The following is a 20,435-nucleotide window of genomic DNA, read 5'->3' as shown; positions in this document are numbered from 1 at the left end:
TTGGTAGAGCGTCAGCCTTCCAAGCTGAATGTCGCCAGTTCGAACCTGGTCTCCCGCTCAATGATATAGAACTGCACTTAGTGTGGTTCTATGTCTATATAAGTAACTCATGTTGCATCAGGCCGGTGTAGCTCAGGGGTAGAGCGTTTCCTTGGTAAGGAAGAGGTCACGAGTTCAAATCTCGTCATTGGCTCAAATTGTGTAGAACAAATTACTTTTACTAAAAATAAAACTAGAATTAAATAACATTCATTATGGCAAAGGGAACTTTTGATCGTTCGAAACCACACTTGAATATCGGTACTATCGGACACGTAGATCACGGTAAAACAACTTTAACTGCTGCAATTACTAAAGTATTGGCAGATGCAGGTCTTTCTGAAGCTAGAGATTTCGATACTATCGATAATGCTCCTGAAGAAAAAGAAAGAGGGATTACAATTAATACATCTCACGTAGAGTATCAGACTGCTAACCGTCACTACGCACACGTTGACTGTCCAGGTCACGCCGATTATGTGAAGAACATGGTAACTGGAGCTGCGCAAATGGATGGGGCTATTCTTGTGGTAGCTGCAACTGATGGGCCAATGCCACAAACACGTGAGCATATCCTATTAGGGCGTCAGGTAGGTATTCCTCGTATCGTTGTTTTCTTGAATAAAGTTGACATGGTGGATGATGAGGAATTATTGGAATTAGTAGACATGGAAGTTAGAGATTTGCTTTCTTTCTATGACTATGATGGTGATAATGCACCTGTAGTTGCTGGTTCTGCATTAGGAGCGCTTAATGGTGAGCAAAAATGGGTTGATACTGTGTTGGAATTAATGGCGCAGGTTGATGCTTATATCGAAGAGCCGTTAAGAGAGGTTGATAAAGATTTCTTAATGCCGATTGAGGATGTATTCTCTATTACTGGACGTGGTACAGTGGCAACTGGACGTATCGAAACTGGTATTGCTAACACTGGTGATCCTGTTGAGATTATTGGTATGGGAGCTGAGAAATTAACTTCTACTATTACGGGTATCGAAATGTTCCGTCAGATTCTTGATAGAGGTGAGGCTGGAGATAATGCAGGTATCTTATTAAGAGGTATTGAGAAAACACAGATTTCAAGAGGTATGGTTATTACTAAGCCTGGATCTGTAACTCCACATAAGAAATTTAAAGCAGAGGTTTATATCCTTAAAAAAGAAGAAGGTGGACGTCATACTCCATTCCATAATAACTACCGTCCACAGTTTTACGTTCGTACAACTGATGTAACTGGTAACATTGCGTTGCCTGATGGAGTAGAAATGGTTATGCCTGGAGATAACTTAACTATTACTGTTGAGTTGATTCAGACAATTGCAATGAATGTAGGTCTTCGTTTTGCGATCCGTGAAGGTGGTAGAACTGTAGGGGCTGGTCAGGTAACTGAAATCCTTGACTAATTCATTAATGTGAATAAAATAAAGCACAGGTATTCTAAAAAAATTAGAATACCTTGCTTTTTTTAAATAAAAATTTATATTTTTGCACACCCATTAAAATAAGAATTTTTTGGGAGTGAAAAATAAACGGGTTTAGCTCAGTTGGTAGAGCACTGGTCTCCAAAACCAGGTGTCGTGAGTTCGAGTCTCGCAACCCGTGCAAATACTAAGCAATATGGCAGGAATAGTAAATTATATAACAGAATCCTTTTCGGAATTAAAGAATAATGTTTCTTGGACTCCTAGGGCTGAGGCGCAACGTTTAACAGTAATTGTTGTTGTGTTTTCTGTCTTGTTTTCATTAGCTATTTGGGGTGTTGATACTGTGTTTAGTAAAGTGATCGAGCAGTACTTTAATATAGTAAAACAGTAGTGCGGGTTATGGCTGATTCTAACATTAAAAAATGGTACGTTGTACGTGCTGTTAGTGGTCAAGAAAATAAAGTAAAAGATTATATTGAACGCGAAATCTCTCAGCAGGGTCTGGATGATTTTGTGGATCAAGTTTTGGTGCCTACTGAAAAAGTGGTTCAAGTGCGTAATGGGAAAAAGATAAATAAGGAACGTGTTTATTTTCCAGGTTACATAATGGTTGAAGCAAATTTGTCAGGTGAGGTGCCTCATATTATTAAGTCTATAAATGGAGTGATTGGTTTTTTAGGAGAAGTAAAAGGAGGGGATCCTGTTCCGTTAAGAAAATCTGAGGTGAATAGAATGTTAGGTAAGGTTGATGAGTTGGCTGTTAAGGTTGATAATATAGCTATACCTTATAGTGAAGGTGAGACTGTTAAGGTAATTGATGGTCCGTTTAATGGGTTTAATGGAACTGTAGAAAAGGTGAATGAAGAAAAGCGTAAGCTTGAAGTGATGGTGAAGATTTTTGGAAGAAAAACACCTTTAGAGTTAAGTTATATGCAAGTAGAAAAAGTTTAAATAACTATTTTATTTTATATCGGGGTTGTGTTTTTCTGAGCTTCCACATGGAAAAATACAATTTCAATAATTATTTTTAAAAATGGCAAAAGAAGTAAGTAAGGTTGTAAAATTACAAGTACGTGGTGGGGCGGCAAATCCATCTCCACCTGTTGGACCTGCTTTGGGTGCTGCTGGGGTGAATATCATGGAATTCTGTAAGCAATTCAATGGTAGAACTCAGGATAAGGCTGGTAAAGTATTACCAGTGGCAATTACGGTATATAAAGATAAGTCTTTTGATTTCGTAATTAAAACTCCTCCTGCAGCAGTTCAAATATTGGAAGCAGCAAAAATTAAAAAAGGTTCGGGAGAGCCTAATAGAAAAAAAGTAGCTACGGTTACTTGGGATCAGTTAAAAGTTATCGCAGAAGATAAAATGCCTGATTTGAATGCGTTTTCTATCGAGTCAGCAATGAGAATGATGGCAGGTACGGCTCGTTCAATGGGTATTAATGTTAAAGGCGATGCGCCATCTTAATCTTTTAAATAGAAAATCATGGCAAAATTGACAAAAAAACAAAAAGATACGCGTGCTAAGGTAGATGCTAGCAAGGCGTATACGGTTGCAGAGGCAGCTTCTTTAGTAAAGGAAGTGTCGACTGTAAACTTTGATGCTTCTGTTGATATAGCAGTAAGGTTAAATGTAGATCCTAGAAAAGCAAATCAAATGGTACGTGGTGTGGTTACTTTACCACATGGTACAGGTAAGGATGTTAAAGTACTTGCTTTAGTTACACCAGATAAAGAAGAAGAGGCAAAAGCAGCTGGAGCTGATTTTGTTGGTTTGGATGAGTATTTGGCTAAAATTAAAGGCGGTTGGACAGATGTTGATGTAATTGTGACTATGCCTTCAGTAATGGGTAAATTAGGTCCTTTAGGTAGGGTGTTAGGTCCTCGTGGTTTAATGCCAAACCCTAAAACAGGTACAGTTACCATGGAAGTTGCTAAGGCAGTATCTGATGTTAAAGCTGGTAAGATCGATTTTAAAGTTGATAAAACTGGTATCGTACATGCAGCTGTTGGTAAGGCATCATTTGATGCTGATAAATTAGAGGGAAATATTAAAGAACTAGTAAGTACTTTAGTGAAATTAAAACCTCAGGCGGCTAAAGGAGTATATATAAAATCAGCGTACATTTCAAGTACAATGAGTCCTGGAATTCAGTTGGATACTAAGGCTTTTGCTGGGTAATTAAGAATAACGATTATGACAAGAGAAGAAAAATCAACAGTAATTGAAAACTTAACTGCACAGTTGGCTGAAAACAGTAATATTTATATTGCTGATATTTCTGGATTAGATGCAGGGACGACTTCAAATTTACGTAGAGCTTGTTTTAAAGCTAACGTATCACTTTCAGTAGTGAAAAATACATTGCTTGCAAAGGCAATGGAAGCTTCAGATAAAGATTTTGGTGAATTGCCAGCTACATTGGTAGGGAATACATCGATTATGTTTTCTGAAACTGGTAATGGACCAGCAAAGGTGATTAAAGAATTTCGTAAGAAATCTGAAAAGCCTGTATTAAAAGGAGCGTTTGTTGAATCAGCAATTTTTGTAGGTGATGAAAACTTAGAAACACTTGTTAATATCAAGTCTAAGGAAGAAGTTATTGGAGAAATTGTTGGATTATTACAATCTCCTGCTAAAAATGTTGTTTCTGCTCTTAAGTCGAGTGGAGGTAAGTTAGCTGGTATCCTTAAAACGTTATCTGAAAAATAGATAACACTAGCGTGTGCGCACAATTATTATATTATATAAAAACTATTTAAAACGGTAGAAAATGGCAGATTTAAAAGATTTCGCAGAACAATTAGTAAATTTAACTGTTAAAGAAGTAAACGAATTAGCAGATATCCTTAAGGAAGAGTACGGTATTGAGCCAGCAGCAGCAGCAGTAGCTGTAGCAACAGGTGGTGGTGCAGCTGGAGGTGATGCAGCTGATGAGAAAACTGAATTTGATGTTGTATTAAAAGCAGCAGGAGGTTCTAAATTAGCAGTAGTTAAATTGGTTAAAGAATTAACTGGTTTAGGTCTTAAAGAAGCTAAAGGATTAGTTGATGATGCTCCAAGTAACATCAAAGAAGGTGTTGCAAAAGACGAAGCAGAAGCATTAAAAGCTCAATTAGAAGAAGCTGGTGCTGAAGTAGAGCTTAAGTAAGCTTTTATATTAAAATCACAAAGGTTTAGACCCTGAGTTTGTTCTCAGTGGTCTAAACCATTTTGTGTATATAAAACTTTGGTTTTATATTTTGTTATTTAACAGGTGAGTTATTTAACTATATAACGAGCAATAACGCTCAATATTTTTACATAAGGCAAATATTATGTTTTGTGTTTTGTGTGTTAATAAAAACTATCGTAACTTAAAACAAAACTGCGTGAGTAGTTTTCTTTTAATTTTTGGTAGCCTACATACTAATTATTTTGATAATTTAATTCTATCCATTGATGTCAGCAACGCAAACTGAAAGATTAAATTTTTCTTCCGTAAAGAACATCCCTGCTTATCCAGATTTATTGGATATTCAAATTAAGTCTTTCCAGGATTTCTTTCAATTAGAAACGAAATCAGAAGAGAGAGGGAATGAAGGATTGTATAATACCTTCATGGAAAACTTTCCAATCACGGACACACGTAATCAGTTCGTACTTGAATTTTTAGATTATTTTGTTGATCCTCCACGTTACGATTTACAAGAGTGTATTGAAAGGGGATTGACGTATAGTGTTCCATTAAAAGCGCGTTTAAAATTATATTGTACCGATCCAGAACATGAGGATTTTGAAACTATTGTACAGGATGTTTATTTAGGTACTATACCTTATATGACTCCAAGTGGTACGTTTTGTATAAATGGTGCAGAACGAGTAGTGGTTTCTCAGTTACACCGTTCACCAGGGGTGTTCTTTGGACAGTCATTCCACGCCAACGGTACCAAATTATATTCTGCCCGTGTAATTCCTTTCAAAGGATCATGGATTGAATTTGCAACAGATATTAATAGCGTAATGTATGCGTATATTGATCGTAAAAAGAAATTACCTGTAACCACGTTATTCCGTGCTATCGGATTTGAACGTGATAAAGATATATTAGAGATTTTTGACCTTGCTGAAGAAGTAAAGGTTTCAAAATCTGGAATTAAAAAAGTATTAGGACGCCAATTAGCTGCACGTGTATTAAATACATGGCATGAGGATTTCGTAGATGAAGATACCGGTGAAGTAGTATCAATTGAGCGTAATGAAATTGTATTAGACCGTGATACAATTTTAGAAAAAGATCATATTGAAGAAATTTTAGAGAGTGGTGTAAAAACAATTTTACTTCACAAAGAGGATAATGAAAAAGGAGATTATGCTATTATTCATAATACACTTCAAAAGGATCCTACAAACTCTGAAAAAGAAGCAGTAGAACATATTTATAGACAACTACGTAATGCAGAACCGCCAGATGAGGAAACTGCACGTGGTATTATTGATAAATTATTCTTTTCTGATCAACGTTATAACTTAGGTGAAGTTGGTCGTTACAGAATGAATAAAAAATTACAATTAGATATTGCTATGGATAAGCAAGTGCTTACCAAAGAGGATATCATAACAATTGTAAAATACCTTATTGAGTTAATTAACTCAAAAGCAGAAATTGATGATATTGATCACTTATCTAACCGTCGTGTACGTACTGTTGGTGAGCAATTATCACAACAATTTGGTGTAGGTTTAGCGCGTATGGCGCGTACTATTCGTGAGCGAATGAATGTTCGTGATAACGAAGTATTTACACCTATTGACTTGATTAACGCTAAGACATTATCATCGGTAATCAATTCGTTCTTTGGAACTAACCAGTTATCTCAGTTCATGGATCAAACCAATCCATTAGCAGAGATTACACATAAGCGTCGTTTATCGGCTCTTGGACCTGGTGGTTTATCAAGAGAGCGTGCTGGGTTCGAGGTGCGTGATGTTCACTATACTCACTACGGACGTTTATGTCCTATTGAAACTCCAGAAGGACCAAACATTGGTTTGATATCTTCGCTTTCTGTTTATGCTAAAGTAAACAGTATGGGATTCATTGAAACTCCCTACCGTAAGGTAACTGAAGGACAAGTAGATTTAGAAACTATACCTAAATACTTAAGTGCAGAAGAAGAAGAAGGAATGAAAATTGCGCAAGCAAACATTCCAATGGATGAAAACGGAAAAATTACTACAGATAAAGTAATTGCCCGTGAAGAGGGTGACTTCCCGGTGGAAGATCCAATGAACATTCACTATACGGATGTTGCTCCAAATCAGATTTCGTCAATATCAGCTTCATTAATTCCATTCTTGGAGCATGATGATGCTAACCGTGCATTGATGGGGTCAAACATGATGCGTCAGGCAGTACCATTGTTACGAGTAGACTCTCCTATTGTTGGAACGGGTCTTGAGCGTCAAGTGGCTTCCGATTCTCGTGTATTGATTAATGCAGAAGGAGCAGGTGTTGTTGAGTATGTTGATGCGGAAAAGATTATTATTAAGTACGATCGTACAGAAGAAGAGCAATTAGTTAGTTTTGATTCTGACTCTAAATCGTATGACTTAATTAAGTTCCGTAAAACGAATCAAGGAACAAGTATCAACTTAAAGCCTATTATTAAGGAAGGTGATCGTGTATCTAAAGGACAAGTATTATGTCAAGGTTATGCAACCGAAGCTGGGGAGCTTGCTTTAGGACGTAACATGAAAGTGGCCTTTATGCCATGGAAAGGATATAACTTTGAGGATGCGATTGTAATTTCTGAAAAAGTAGTTAGAGAGGATATATTTACTTCGATACATATTGATGAGTATTCATTAGAAGTAAGAGATACTAAACTAGGAAATGAAGAATTAACAAATGATATTCCAAATGTATCAGAAGAGGCTACCAAAGACTTGGATGAAAATGGAATGATCCGTGTTGGGGCTGAAGTTAAGCCTGGTGATATATTAATTGGAAAAATTACTCCAAAAGGAGAAAGTGATCCAACTCCTGAAGAAAAATTACTACGTGCCATTTTTGGCGACAAGGCTGGAGATGTTAAAGATGCATCTTTAAAAGCTTCTCCATCATTACATGGTGTTGTAATTGATAAAAAATTATTTTCAAGAGCAGTAAAGGATAAGCGTAAACGTGCTCAGGATAAGGAAGATATTTCTAAACTAGAAGCCAAATATGATGTAAAATTCGAAAGTCTTAAAAATCAATTGATTGATAAGCTTTTCACTATTGTAGGAGGTAAAACTTCGCAAGGGGTTTCAAATGATTTAGGTGAGGAAGTACTACCAAAGGGTAAAAAGTATACCTTAAAAATGTTGAATAGTATTGATGATTATTCGCATTTAACTAAAGGCGTATGGACTACTGATAAGGAGTTAAATGAAATGGTAGCTGATTTACTTCATAACTACAAAATCAAAGAAAACGATCTACAAGGTAACTTGCGTAGAGAAAAGTTCACGATTTCAGTTGGGGATGAATTACCAGCAGGTATCCTTAAGCTAGCTAAAATTTACGTAGCTAAAAAGCGTAAGCTTAAAGTAGGGGATAAAATGGCAGGACGTCACGGTAACAAAGGTATTGTTGCTCGTATTGTTCGTCAAGAAGATATGCCATTCCTTGAAGATGGAACACCAGTTGATATCGTGTTGAATCCATTAGGGGTACCTTCACGTATGAATATTGGTCAAATTTACGAAACAGTATTAGGTTGGGCAGGTCAAAAATTAGGTCAAAAGTATGCTACACCAATTTTTGATGGAGCATCATTAGATCAAATTAATGAATTGACAGATAGTGCAGGTATTCCAAGATTTGGACATACATATTTATATGACGGAGGAACAGGGCAACGTTTTGATCAGGCAGCAACAGTAGGTGTAATCTACATGTTAAAGCTAGGTCACATGGTTGATGATAAAATGCACGCTCGTTCAATAGGACCATACTCATTAATCACACAACAACCATTAGGAGGTAAAGCTCAGTTTGGAGGTCAGCGTTTTGGTGAAATGGAAGTTTGGGCACTTGAAGCATATGGTGCATCAAGTACATTACGTGAAATTTTAACTGTAAAATCTGATGATGTAATTGGAAGAGCTAAAACTTACGAAAGTATAGTTAAAGGGGAGCCAATGCCAGAACCAGGAATACCAGAATCGTTCAATGTATTAATGCATGAACTTAAAGGTCTTGGTTTAGACATTCGTTTAGAAGAATAACCTAATAAAGCGTATAAATGCCGCTCGTATTGTTCGAGCGGCTATTTTCAACATACTAATATTCTTAAGTAGCATATACTATGGCTAGAAATAATGATAAGAATCAAGTAAAGAGATTTAATAAAATCTCAATCGGTTTAGCTTCTCCAGAATCTATTTTGGAGGCTTCACATGGTGAAGTGCTTAAACCAGAAACTATAAATTACCGTACACACAAGCCTGAGCGTGATGGTTTGTTTTGTGAGCGTATCTTTGGTCCTGTAAAGGATTATGAGTGTGCATGTGGTAAATACAAACGTATCCGTTATAAAGGTATTGTTTGTGACCGTTGTGGTGTAGAGGTGACAGAGAAAAAGGTGCGTAGAGATCGAGTTGGTCATATTAACCTTGTGGTACCTGTAGCACACATTTGGTATTTCCGTTCGTTACCAAATAAAATTGGTTATTTATTAGGTTTGCCTTCTAAGAAATTAGACATGATAATTTACTACGAGCGTTACGTAGTAATTCAACCTGGTATTGCTAAAAATGAAGAAGGAGAACCAGTTCAAAAGATGGATTTCCTTACTGAAGAAGAATACTTAAATATTTTAGATAGCGTACCTCAGGAAAATTTATATTTAGATGATTCTGACCCAGATAAGTTTATTGCAAAAATGGGTGCAGAATGTTTAATAGAAATACTAAAACGTATTGATTTAGATGATCTTTCATATGAATTGCGTCATAAAGCAAATAATGAAACATCTAAGCAACGTAAAGCGGAAGCTTTAAAGCGTTTACAAGTTGTAGAAGCTTTACGTGATGCTAATAAAAATAGAGAAAACAACCCAGAATGGATGATTATGAAAGTAATTCCGGTGATCCCACCAGAATTACGTCCATTAGTGCCATTGGATGGAGGTCGTTTTGCAACTTCAGATTTAAATGATTTATACCGAAGAGTTATTATTCGAAACAATCGTTTAAAACGTTTAGTTGAGATTAAGGCTCCTGAAGTAATTTTGCGTAATGAAAAACGTATGCTTCAAGAATCTGTGGATTCATTGTTTGATAACACACGTAAATCATCTGCGGTTAAAACGGAAAGTAACAGACCATTAAAGTCTCTTTCAGATTCGTTAAAAGGAAAGCAAGGGCGTTTCCGTCAAAACTTATTAGGTAAACGTGTGGATTATTCAGCACGTTCGGTAATTGTTGTTGGACCGGAATTAAAATTATTTGAGTGTGGTTTACCAAAAAATATGGCTGCTGAATTGTATAAGCCTTTTGTTATCAGAAAGCTTATTGAGCGTGGTATTGTTAAAACGGTAAAATCTGCTAAAAAGATTATAGATCGTAAAGAGCCAGTAGTATGGGATATTTTAGAAAATGTACTAAAAGGACATCCTGTATTACTAAACCGTGCTCCTACGCTTCACCGTTTAGGGATACAAGCATTCCAGCCTAAATTGATTGAAGGAAAAGCAATTCAATTACACCCATTAGTATGTACGGCATTTAACGCCGATTTTGATGGGGATCAAATGGCAGTGCATTTACCATTAGGACCTGAGGCTATTTTAGAGGCTCAGTTATTAATGCTAGCATCGCATAATATTTTGAACCCAGCTAATGGTTCTCCGGTAACGGTACCATCTCAGGATATGGTCTTGGGGCTTTACTATATGACTAAAGCTCGTAGATCGACTCCAGAGTTAGAAATTAAAGGAGAGGGATTAACATTTTATTCTGCAGAAGAAGTAACTATAGCCTATAATGAAAAGAAATTAGACATTAATGCTATAATCAAAATCCGTACGATGGATTTTAATGATGCTGGAGAATTAGTGCCTCAAATTATTGAAACTACTACTGGTAGAGTACTTTTTAATGAAAAAGTACCAGCAGCAGCAGGTTATATTAACCAAGTATTGACTAAAAAGGCTTTACGAGATATTATTGGAGATATTCTAAAAGTAACTTCTGTTCCAGAAACAGCTGATTTCCTTGATGAAATTAAAGGTTTAGGTTATGGATTTGCATTTAGAGGTGGTCTTTCATTTAGTTTAGGGGATATCATTATTCCTGCGGAAAAACAAGGGATGATTGATGAAGCTAATAATCAAGTTGATGGTATTATAGGAAACTATAATATGGGTCTTATTACAAATAATGAACGTTATAATCAGGTAATTGATATCTGGACATCGACAAACTCTCAGTTAACTGAGTTGTCTATGAAACGTATTAGTGAAGATCAGCAAGGATTTAACTCGGTATTTATGATGCTTGATTCTGGAGCGCGTGGATCTAAAGAGCAAATTCGTCAGCTGACTGGTATGCGTGGATTAATGGCAAAACCTAAGAAATCTGCAGATGGAGGTGGAGCTATTATTGAAAACCCGATTATTTCGAACTTTAAAGAAGGTCTTTCAATTCTTGAGTACTTTATTTCTACTCACGGTGCGCGTAAAGGTCTTGCAGATACGGCATTAAAAACTGCCGATGCTGGATACTTAACACGTCGTTTGGTTGATGTTTCTCAGGATGTAATTATTAATCAGACTGATTGTGGTACATTGAGAGGAGTTGAAGTGGCTCCGTTAAAAAAGAATGAAGAAATTATAGAATCATTAGGCGCACGTATTCTAGGACGTACGGCTTTAAATGATGTAATAAACCCATTAACTCAAGAAGTATTAGTTGAAGCAGGAGCTGAAATTAATGATGTGCAAGTGGAATTAATTACTGCTGCTCCAATTGAAACTGTTGAAGTGCGTTCGGCATTAACATGTGAAGCCAAAAAAGGTATTTGTAAAAAATGTTATGGTCGAAATTTAGCCACAAATAAAACAGTTCAGTTAGGTGAAGCCGTTGGTGTTGTTGCTGCTCAGTCTATTGGTGAGCCAGGAACACAGCTTACCTTACGTACATTCCACGTGGGAGGTATTGCAGGTAACATTTCTGAAGATAATAGTTTAAAAGCACGTTTCCCTGGTACTGTTGAAATTGAAGAATTAAAAACAGTAAAAAGTGAAAATAACGAAGGAAAAGAAATTGATGTTGTAATTTCTCGTACTTCGGAAGTTAAGATTGTTGATCCAAAAACTAAGATTGTTTTAAGTACAAATCTAATTCCTTATGGTTCAGAATTGTTTGCGAAAACAGGAGATACTATAGCTAAAGATGATGTAATTTGTTCTTGGGATCCTTATAACGGGGTAATTATTTCTGAATTTGCAGGAAGAATTAAATATGAAAACATAGAGCAAGGGATTACTTATCAAGTAGAAATTGATGAACAAACTGGTTTCCAAGAAAAGGTAATTTCTGAATCTAGGGATAAGAAAAAGATTCCTACTTTAATTATAATGGGTAAAGGTGATGAAGTATTACGTTCATATAACCTACCTGTAGGAGCTCACTTGATGATTGAAGATGGTGACAAAATTAAGGAAGGTAAAATTTTAGTTAAAATTCCTCGTAAATCATCTAAAGCGGGTGATATTACTGGGGGTCTTCCTCGTGTAACGGAATTATTTGAAGCGCGTAACCCATCTAACCCAGCGATAGTATCTGAAATTGATGGTGTAGTTTCATTTGGTAAAATTAAGCGTGGTAACCGTGAAATTATTGTTGAATCTCGTTTAGGGGATATTAAAAAGTATTTGGTTAAATTATCTAATCAAATTCTGGTACAAGAGAATGACTTTGTGCGTGCGGGAATGCCATTATCGGACGGAGCAATTTCACCAGTTGATATTCTTAAAATTAAAGGGCCATCAGCAGTACAACAGTACTTAGTAAATGAAGTACAGGAAGTTTACCGTTTACAAGGGGTGAAGATAAACGATAAGCACTTTGAGGTAGTAGTACGTCAGATGATGCGTAAGGTTCAAATCAAAGATCCGGGTGATACTATTTTCCTTGAAAATCAATTAGTGCATAAAATTGATTTTATCGAAGAAAATGATGAAATTTTTGGTAAAAAAGTTGTTGAAGAAGCAGGAGATAGTGAGAACTTAAAAGCAGGTCAAATTGTTACTCCACGTCAGTTAAGAGATGAAAATTCTATTTTACGTCGTGAGGATAAGCAATTAGTTGTAGCACGTGATGCTACTCCAGCAACGGCTACACCAATTTTACAAGGTATTACTAGAGCATCGTTACAAACGAAATCATTTATTTCGGCAGCATCGTTCCAGGAAACAACAAAAGTACTGAATGAGGCAGCAGTTAGCGGTAAGGAAGATTACCTTGAAGGATTAAAAGAAAATGTAATTGTTGGTCACAAGATTCCAGCAGGAACTGGTATGCGTCATTATGATTCTATAATTGTTGGTTCAAAAGAAGAATTAGAAAAGCGTACAAGTAAGGAATCTGAACAATTAAATTTTAATTAATTAGATAAATAATGGCTGAAAACAAAAAAGACAATGCGCAAAGTATCAATATAGAGATTGATGAAAAGATTGCCGAGGGTATTTATAGTAACCTAGCAATAATAAATCATTCACTATCTGAATTTGTAGTCGATTTTATAAATGTGATGCCTGGTAATCCAAAAAGTAAAGTTAAAAGCAGAATAATTTTAACGCCTCAACATGCTAAACGTTTAGTAAAAGCATTGAATGATAATGTAAAGCGTTTTGAACATGAACATGGTGAAATTAAAGATTATGAAAAGGCTTCAATACCTTTAAATTTTGGGCCAACTGGACAAGCATAAAGTTATTATAGTCCATAAATAATAAAACCTCTTGAAAATTTTCAAGAGGTTTTTTTGTAAGTATTCTTTTTTCGTAATAAAATAGACTTAGAATAAAATGTTATTTGGGAAATCAAAAAAATAATTTTGAATAATTTTTTATTATTACATTTTTATTTTGATTGTTTTTGTTTATTGTAAAACAAAAAAACCTCTTTAAAAATAACTTTTAAAGAGGTTTTTTTTTAATTTTTATGCCTAGGGTAATAAATTTAATTTTAAGGCTTAAATTAGTGTCATATTGATGTTTTATTAAAATAGTTTAATTGTCGAATTCTGATGTAAAGTGAAATTTTAAGCCTTTGTATTTATCCTGTGTCATTTGTAAGCTAAAATGAGAATCGGCTAAAAATACCAATTGATCTCTTTTGTCTTTGGCTAAAAATTTGCTTTTTACACGCTTAAATTCCTTGAATTCTTCACTTTTTTCATCTTCCGCTTGTATCCAACAGGCTTTGTGAACATTTAAATTTTCATAGCTACATTTAGCTCCATATTCATGCTCCAACCTATATTGGATTACTTCGTATTGTAGTGCGCCAACGGTACCAATTACCTTTCTTCCATTTAAGTCAAGTGTAAATAATTGAGCAACACCTTCATCCATTAATTGATCAATTCCTTTTGCTAATTGTTTGGATTTCATTGGGTCAGCATTGTTTATATATCTAAAATGCTCTGGAGAAAAACTTGGAATACCTTTGTAATTCATCTGTTCACCAGCTGTAAGTGTGTCTCCAATTTTAAAGTTACCAGTATCATGTAAACCTACGATGTCACCAGGAAATGAGATATCGACAATTTCTTTTTTTTCAGCAAAAAAAGCATTTGGACTTGAAAATTTTAATTTTTTTCCAAGTCTAGTATGTAAATATGGAGTGTTACGTTCAAATGTACCTGAAACAATTTTAATAAAGGCTAAACGGTCACGATGTTTTGGATCCATATTGGCATGTATTTTAAATACAAAACCTGTGAATTTTTTTTCTGTTGGAAAAACTTCTCTTACATCACTTTCTTTTGGTCTAGGCATTGGAGCAATATCAACAAAGCAATCTAGTAATTCTCTCACACCAAAGTTATTCAAAGCGGAACCGAAAAATACCGGTTGTAAATCGCCATTTTGATATTCTTCTTTATTAAACTCAGGATAAATACCTGATGTTAATTCAATTTCTTCTCGTAAGGTATTTGCACTTTTTTCTCCAACTAATTGGTCTAGTTGCTCACTTTCAAGATCTTCTATTTCAGTAGTATCTAGAATGTTTTTGGAAGATTCGTCACTAAATAGATTAATGTTTTTTTCCCAGATATTGTAAATTCCTTTAAAGTCATATCCCATTCCTATGGGAAAACTTAAAGGGGTTACACGCAATCCAAGTTTTTGTTCAACTTCATCTAGTAAGTCAAAGGCGTCTTTTCCTTCCCTATCCATTTTGTTAATGAATACAATCATTGGGATTTTACGCATTCTACAAACAGATACTAATTTTTCTGTTTGTTCCTCAACTCCTTTTGCAACATCAATAACTACAATAACACTATCTACAGCGGTAAGTGTTCGAAATGTGTCCTCGGCAAAATCCTTATGCCCGGGAGTATCTAATATGTTGATTTTTATGTTTTTATATTCAAAAGCTAATACGGATGTAGCAACGGATATTCCACGTTGTCTTTCAATTTCCATAAAGTCACTAGTAGCTCCTTTTTTGATTTTATTTGATTTTACAGCTCCTGCTTCTTGGATGGCTCCACCAAAAAGTAATAGTTTTTCAGTAAGTGTAGTTTTTCCTGCATCTGGGTGAGAAACAATACCAAAGGTTCGTCTTCTCTTTATTTCTTCTTCAAAGGATAATTTCATACGATATCATATATAATATGTGGCAAAATTGGGTGTTAATTTATTGTAAACCAACTTTATTTTATATTTTTTATGTATTTAAACGAATATTTATGTTTTTTGTCGAAAATAAATAGCGGCTGTAACAATTTTTAGATTTAACAATATTTTTTACTATTTCTTTGTAAAAAATTAGGTTATTTCACTTTTTTTTCTTAAGTGATTGATACACAGCAAATTGAAGTTATATGGAGATTTTTACTATTATTAAAAGTAATTTAAAATTAAGATTACCATTATTTATATTATTTTCTTCTATTTCATTGTCTATTTTAGGGCAATCTGCAGTCGAATCAGTAAGGCTAAGTAACATAACGCCAACAAACACAAATTCGTATACAGTAACAGGTGAAAACGGAACAACACCTGTACCCAATGTGCAAACATACACATGGGGACAAGGGGCCGGTCTTCAAATTGAAGGGGTTACAGTAGGTGGAGTTTTTTATAAAACGGATCTTTCAAGAAAAACGGATGCTGTAATTGTAAGAGTCGACAATGCTAATGCTATTGGAGATCTTTGTGGAATAGTAGCACAAACTACAACTGATAATTATACTTTTGCTGCTGGATTTCCAGGCGTAATTGATGATCCAAATACCGCTGCAGATGAAACAGATCCGACTAGTTGTTCGTTGACCGAAGCTTTAACTAGTCCTTTTATTAATAGGGGGGCTAATGATTTATTTAAAAATGTAACTGCTACAGCAAATAACATTGAGCGCGTTGATGTAATTTATGAAAATATAATAACTACAACTTCTAGTGATTTAGATAATATTGGTTTTATAATAAGTGAAAAAGATGCAAATAGTTCTTTAAAAGTAGCAGGAATTAGAACAATAAGTGCGGTAGGAGATATTACGGCATATTTTCCATTACAAACCATACCTTCAACGGCTTATGGGACAACGTTAGATACTATGGGTGATGGGCCATCTGATGTTGATGGAGATTTAAATTTCCCAATGTCATGGATGATTGATAGGGATGATGCAACTTTGCCCAATACAAATCCAACAAATAGGCCTGAAAGGGTGGGTGGTACAGCTGGGTCTGATATTGGAGTTTCTTTTATTTCGTTAAGGGATTTAGGATTGAGTGTTGGAGACCAACTTTTTGGTGTTTCATTTTTTGGTAATGATGTTACCGCAGCTGATACTTTAACCGACCCTACAACATTTCCAAGGAACACCAATGCTGGTGGAGCTGATGTGTTAGGAGGATTAGGCGTGTTAGTTACTAATCAAGCTATTGTAACTGGTATTGTTTATGAAGATGAAAATGCCAATGGATCACAAGATGGAAGTGAAGTAGGTATTCCAGGTGTGGGTGTTACAGTGACAGATTCAGCAGGAATAGAATACTCAACAATTACAGAAAGTGATGGTTCATGGTCTACATTTGTGAATGTGCCGGGGGATGTTGATGTTGAAATTTCTTTATCGGATAGCGCTTTAGTAGCGGCATTAGGAAGCCCTGCTCAAACGGAAGGGGAGAATCCTAGAAGCATTACAGATGGTGCAGTTTTAGGAAGTTCAACAAATGCAGGAAGTGATGGTTTTGTTTCTGTAAATGTGTCAAGTGTAACTAATGATAGTGTGTTTGAGGGAGAGGTGTTGAGCCATGATATAACTTTGAATGCTAGTACAACAGTGCCTGTTGAACTAAGCTTTTCACTTGTTAATGGGACGGCAACAGCTCCTTTAGATTATAATGCTATACCGCTTTTTACAAATGGAGTGACATTAAATGCTTCGGGAGATATGTTAGTTATTCCTGCGGGAGTAAGTGAATTTTCAATTTATATTACTTCTGAGTTAGATACTGTTGTTGAAACGACACATACTTATACGATAAATGTAGGTGGTCAATCCGCTATTGGAACAATAAATGATAATATTGATAGTGATGTTGATGGAGTTGCGGATTTTGTTGATGTAGATGATGATAACGATGGAATTTTAGATGAATTAGAATGTCCTTCACTCGGGAGGTTAAAGGATGGGACACTGGTTAGCATTATTGTTAGAGAAGGTTTTGAAACAGCTACGATAATCAATACTCCTGCCCAAACATTAGCTAATCCAACAAGCAATCATGAGAGTAATTTTCCTTTTTCAGCACCAATCATAGGTGTTAGATCTCCGGATTTTGTTGCAAATGCTGGAGGGAGTCCTTGGTATAACATTAATGAAGGGGTGTCTTTTGGAAATATCCAGGCATCAACTAATAGTGTAACATCGACAAATCAAAATGATGGATTAGGAATTGTGTATAGTGCTACAGAAATGGCTTCGTTTGGATTTCAAACGGGGGACTTAATTTATGTGCAATTCGATTATTCAGAAGGTAGAAATTATAATACTGATCCAGGAGGCAGGCCATCTGATGATGATACCAATATAGCTATTTGGTTTGGAAATGATACCTTTAGCTTTGGTTCAGGAGTTAGTGCCCCAAATGATAGTGTTGTACCTGGAGCATGGAATCCAAGAGGAACAATAGCTGATAATACAGGTACACAGAGAGATGTAATGAATTTAAATACATGGGATACCTATGGAGCATCATTTACGTATACAGGAGGAGCAATACATTTAGCCTTAATGGCTAGGGTAGGAGCTACAGATAGTGGATTTGAAAATTTATATATAGATAATATAATTATTGGAAGTGATAGATTGGGTATTAATGATACTAATGGGGATGCGGTACCAAATTGTTTAACTGCTGACTCTGATAACGATAATTGTAATGATGTATTAGAATCAGGAGGAGTAGATCCTAATAATGATGGGATTTTAGGAGATTTACCATTAGTGGTAGATAATCTAGGGAGAGTTACTGGTACAGCCCCAATCACGGGAGGCTATGATGGTGTTAACGGTAATGAAACTATTGCTACAGAGGCATCCATTGTTACTGCTCCTTCAAATGTAAGCGTAGTTCCAGGAGGCAGTGCAAGTTTTGAAATTGTTGTAAACGCTGTAAATACAACTACTTTTGTGGGAGGTGCGCCAGATTTTAACATTCCGCCAGCAATTGATTCTTCGTCTAACTTAGAATACCAGTGGCAAGAAAATGGAGCAGACCTATCTAATGGAGGTGTGTATTCTGGAGTTGATTCAGCAACTCTTGCTATTTCTGATGTTACAGGATTAGGTGGTAACACATATACGGTAATTGTAACTCATACTGATAATGCTTGTTTCTTAGAATCAAGAGACGCTACACTTACAGAACAGGCGAGCATATCAATAAGCGATGCAGCTGGCTTAGAAGGGAATGATTTAGCTTTTTTAGTAACATTAAGTGAGCCAAGTGCAAATGATATTTCTATAGTCTATACAACTAACGATGGTACTGCAACATTGGGGAATAATGATTACACAGATAATGACGGAACGCTAGTAATCCCTGCTGGGGTTACATCGGCTATTATACCAGTTATTACCACATTAGATACAGTTAGTGAATCTGATGAAAATATTATAGTAAATTTAATAAGTACAACCGAGGGAGCAATTATTGATAGTGAGGCAATAGGAGTAATTACTGATAATACAGATGTTGATAATGATGGTGTGGCTGATATTGTGGATGTGGATGATGACAATGATGGGATATTAGATACAGTAGAATTAGGAGCTGCTTGTGCTTCTGCGGATAATGTTTTGGATTGGGAGCAGGTACCTTCTATAACTAATTCATTTACGCAATTGGCTAATGGAGTAAGTTTTACGGTAACTACTGCTAATAATAGAACAGGTAATCCAAGAGCACTTTCAGTTGAGGCTGTACGTGAAATTAAAGGAGATGCATCTGGTGATCAAGTTGTTTTTGAATCTAGAATAGATAATCTATTTAATAATGCGAGTAATTCCATTGCAACTATTAATATAGCCGCTGATGTTCCTGTGGCTAATGTTAATTTCTCTATTGGAGATCTAGATGTTTCGGATTTTATTATTATTTCAGGTCAAGATATAGAAGGAAGAACTGTTTTTCCGGTAGCATCTTCTGTTTCAGGAGTAACGCCAACTTGGATTTTTTATGACACGGCTTCTGTAAACAATCCTTTTCCTGGAGAAAGAGTGTATACTGGTGGTGGCTTAAATAATGTGGCTCCAGATTCAACAGTTAATTTTGATTTTGGACAACAATTAATAGAAAGCATTACAATAAGAACTGGATTTTTAGATATAGATGGATTTTATGATGTGCCTGATACTGATGTTAGATTGAGTGGACTTCCACAGATTGGTTCTGTAATTTATATTGGTGATATATTCTTTTGTACACCTACAGATAGTGATGGAGATAATCTACCAAACACTATTGATTTAGATTCTGATAATGATACTTGTAATGATATTGTTGAATCTGGAGGTATTGATGCAGATAATGATGGAGTTCTTGATGGGGATGGTTTCAATAATCAGGGGCAAGTAACTACTGCTGATGTTATTTTAGCGACGAGTTATAATGGAGCAACCGGAAATGAAATCATAGCAACACAAGCAAGTGTTATTACTGCGCCATCAAATGTAAATGCTAACGCAGGCGAAATTGCAAGTTTTACTGTTGTAGCTAATGCTATAAATACAACAACATTTGCAGCAGGTGTTCCTAATTATACAATTCCACCCGCTGTTGATGCTTCATCTGGATTGCAATATCAGTGGCAGGAAAATGGAGGAGACCTTTCAGATACTGGAGTGTATAGTGGTACAGATACAGCGACTTTAAATATTTCTAATGTTACAGGTTTAAATGGGAATACCTATACAGTAATTATTACGCATGCCAATAATGTTTGTTTTAGAGAAACAAGAGATGCAGATTTAGATGTTAATGATGCTCCCGTAGGAAATCCAGATGCGATCACAGTAGCGGAAGGGGGAACACAAACCGTATTGGATAGTGGAGCAACAACTTTACAAGCGAATGATACGGATTCCGAAGATGGTGTGCCAACAGGCGATGTAGTGATCGGGACCAATCCAACCAACGGAACAGTAACTGTAAATACCGACGGTACGTTTAGTTATGTACATGATG

Annotated in this window: 12 protein-coding genes and 2 tRNA genes; 13 read left to right on the top strand and 1 reads right to left on the bottom strand. The window is 35.7% G+C overall.

Annotated elements, in window-relative coordinates; all coding sequences use genetic code 11:
* Positions 1-121: 121 nt before the first annotated feature.
* The 12 genes from KQA_RS0210590 to KQA_RS0210535 all read left to right on the top strand — a co-directional run bounded on the left by KQA_RS0210590 (position 122) and on the right by KQA_RS0210535 (position 13,432).
* Positions 122-193 (top strand) — tRNA-Thr (locus KQA_RS0210590).
* A gap of 61 nt (positions 194-254) precedes the next feature.
* Positions 255-1,442: an elongation factor Tu gene (gene tuf / locus KQA_RS0210585; RefSeq protein ID WP_010180916.1), complete on the top strand. Its 1,188-nt coding sequence runs from the start codon at positions 255-257 to the stop codon at positions 1,440-1,442.
* Between the two features lie 126 nt (positions 1,443-1,568).
* Positions 1,569-1,641: transfer RNA gene (locus tag KQA_RS0210580), tRNA-Trp, on the top strand.
* Positions 1,642-1,656: 15 nt separating this feature from the next.
* Complete coding sequence (gene secE, locus KQA_RS0210575) at positions 1,657-1,854, top strand: preprotein translocase subunit SecE (RefSeq protein ID WP_010180914.1); 198 nt, start codon at positions 1,657-1,659, stop codon at positions 1,852-1,854.
* Positions 1,855-1,862: 8 nt separating this feature from the next.
* Positions 1,863-2,414: a transcription termination/antitermination protein NusG gene (gene nusG, locus KQA_RS0210570; RefSeq protein WP_010180912.1), complete on the top strand. Its 552-nt coding sequence runs from the start codon at positions 1,863-1,865 to the stop codon at positions 2,412-2,414.
* An 82-nt stretch (positions 2,415-2,496) separates the two neighbouring features.
* Entirely contained in the window at positions 2,497-2,934 is a 438-nt protein-coding gene (rplK, locus tag KQA_RS0210565; RefSeq protein WP_010180910.1) for a 50S ribosomal protein L11, read from the top strand.
* Positions 2,935-2,952: 18 nt separating this feature from the next.
* Positions 2,953-3,648, top strand: coding sequence for a 50S ribosomal protein L1 (gene rplA, locus KQA_RS0210560; RefSeq protein ID WP_010180908.1), 696 nt, complete (start codon positions 2,953-2,955; stop codon positions 3,646-3,648).
* 15 nt (positions 3,649-3,663) lie between these two features.
* Positions 3,664-4,179: a 50S ribosomal protein L10 gene (rplJ, locus tag KQA_RS0210555; RefSeq protein ID WP_010180906.1), complete on the top strand. Its 516-nt coding sequence runs from the start codon at positions 3,664-3,666 to the stop codon at positions 4,177-4,179.
* A 61-nt stretch (positions 4,180-4,240) separates the two neighbouring features.
* The gene (gene rplL / locus KQA_RS0210550; RefSeq protein ID WP_010180904.1) at positions 4,241-4,618 is read left to right on the top strand and encodes a 50S ribosomal protein L7/L12; all 378 of its coding nucleotides are present in this window, start codon (positions 4,241-4,243) and stop codon (positions 4,616-4,618) included.
* A 290-nt stretch (positions 4,619-4,908) separates the two neighbouring features.
* Entirely contained in the window at positions 4,909-8,721 is a 3,813-nt protein-coding gene (gene rpoB / locus KQA_RS0210545; protein ID WP_010180902.1) for a DNA-directed RNA polymerase subunit beta, read from the top strand.
* Positions 8,722-8,801: 80 nt separating this feature from the next.
* A complete protein-coding gene (gene rpoC / locus KQA_RS0210540; protein ID WP_010180900.1) occupies positions 8,802-13,106 on the top strand; it encodes a DNA-directed RNA polymerase subunit beta' in 4,305 nt (1,434 codons plus the stop codon).
* A gap of 11 nt (positions 13,107-13,117) precedes the next feature.
* On the top strand, positions 13,118-13,432 hold the full coding sequence (locus KQA_RS0210535; RefSeq protein WP_010180898.1) for a DUF3467 domain-containing protein: 315 nt from the start codon (positions 13,118-13,120) through the stop codon (positions 13,430-13,432).
* Positions 13,433-13,733: 301 nt separating this feature from the next.
* Here the strand turns inward: KQA_RS0210535 and KQA_RS0210530 are convergent, their stop codons facing one another.
* Positions 13,734-15,332 carry a peptide chain release factor 3 gene (locus KQA_RS0210530; RefSeq protein ID WP_010180896.1) on the bottom strand — a complete coding sequence of 533 codons (1,599 nt, stop codon included), beginning with the start codon at positions 15,330-15,332 and terminating at the stop codon, positions 13,734-13,736.
* A 227-nt stretch (positions 15,333-15,559) separates the two neighbouring features.
* On the opposite strand from KQA_RS0210530, the gene KQA_RS18855 reads away from it, so the two are divergent.
* On the top strand, positions 15,560-20,435 hold a 4,876-nt coding region (locus tag KQA_RS18855), incomplete at its 3' end, for a Calx-beta domain-containing protein (RefSeq protein ID WP_010180894.1).

It is taken from the genome of Aquimarina agarilytica ZC1, from assembly GCF_000255455.1.
In the GTDB taxonomy this organism is placed as follows: Bacteria; Bacteroidota; Bacteroidia; order Flavobacteriales; family Flavobacteriaceae; genus Aquimarina; species Aquimarina agarilytica.
The sequence above is the reverse complement of the archived record's forward strand: the minus strand, read 5'-3'. Positions and strand labels throughout refer to the sequence as shown.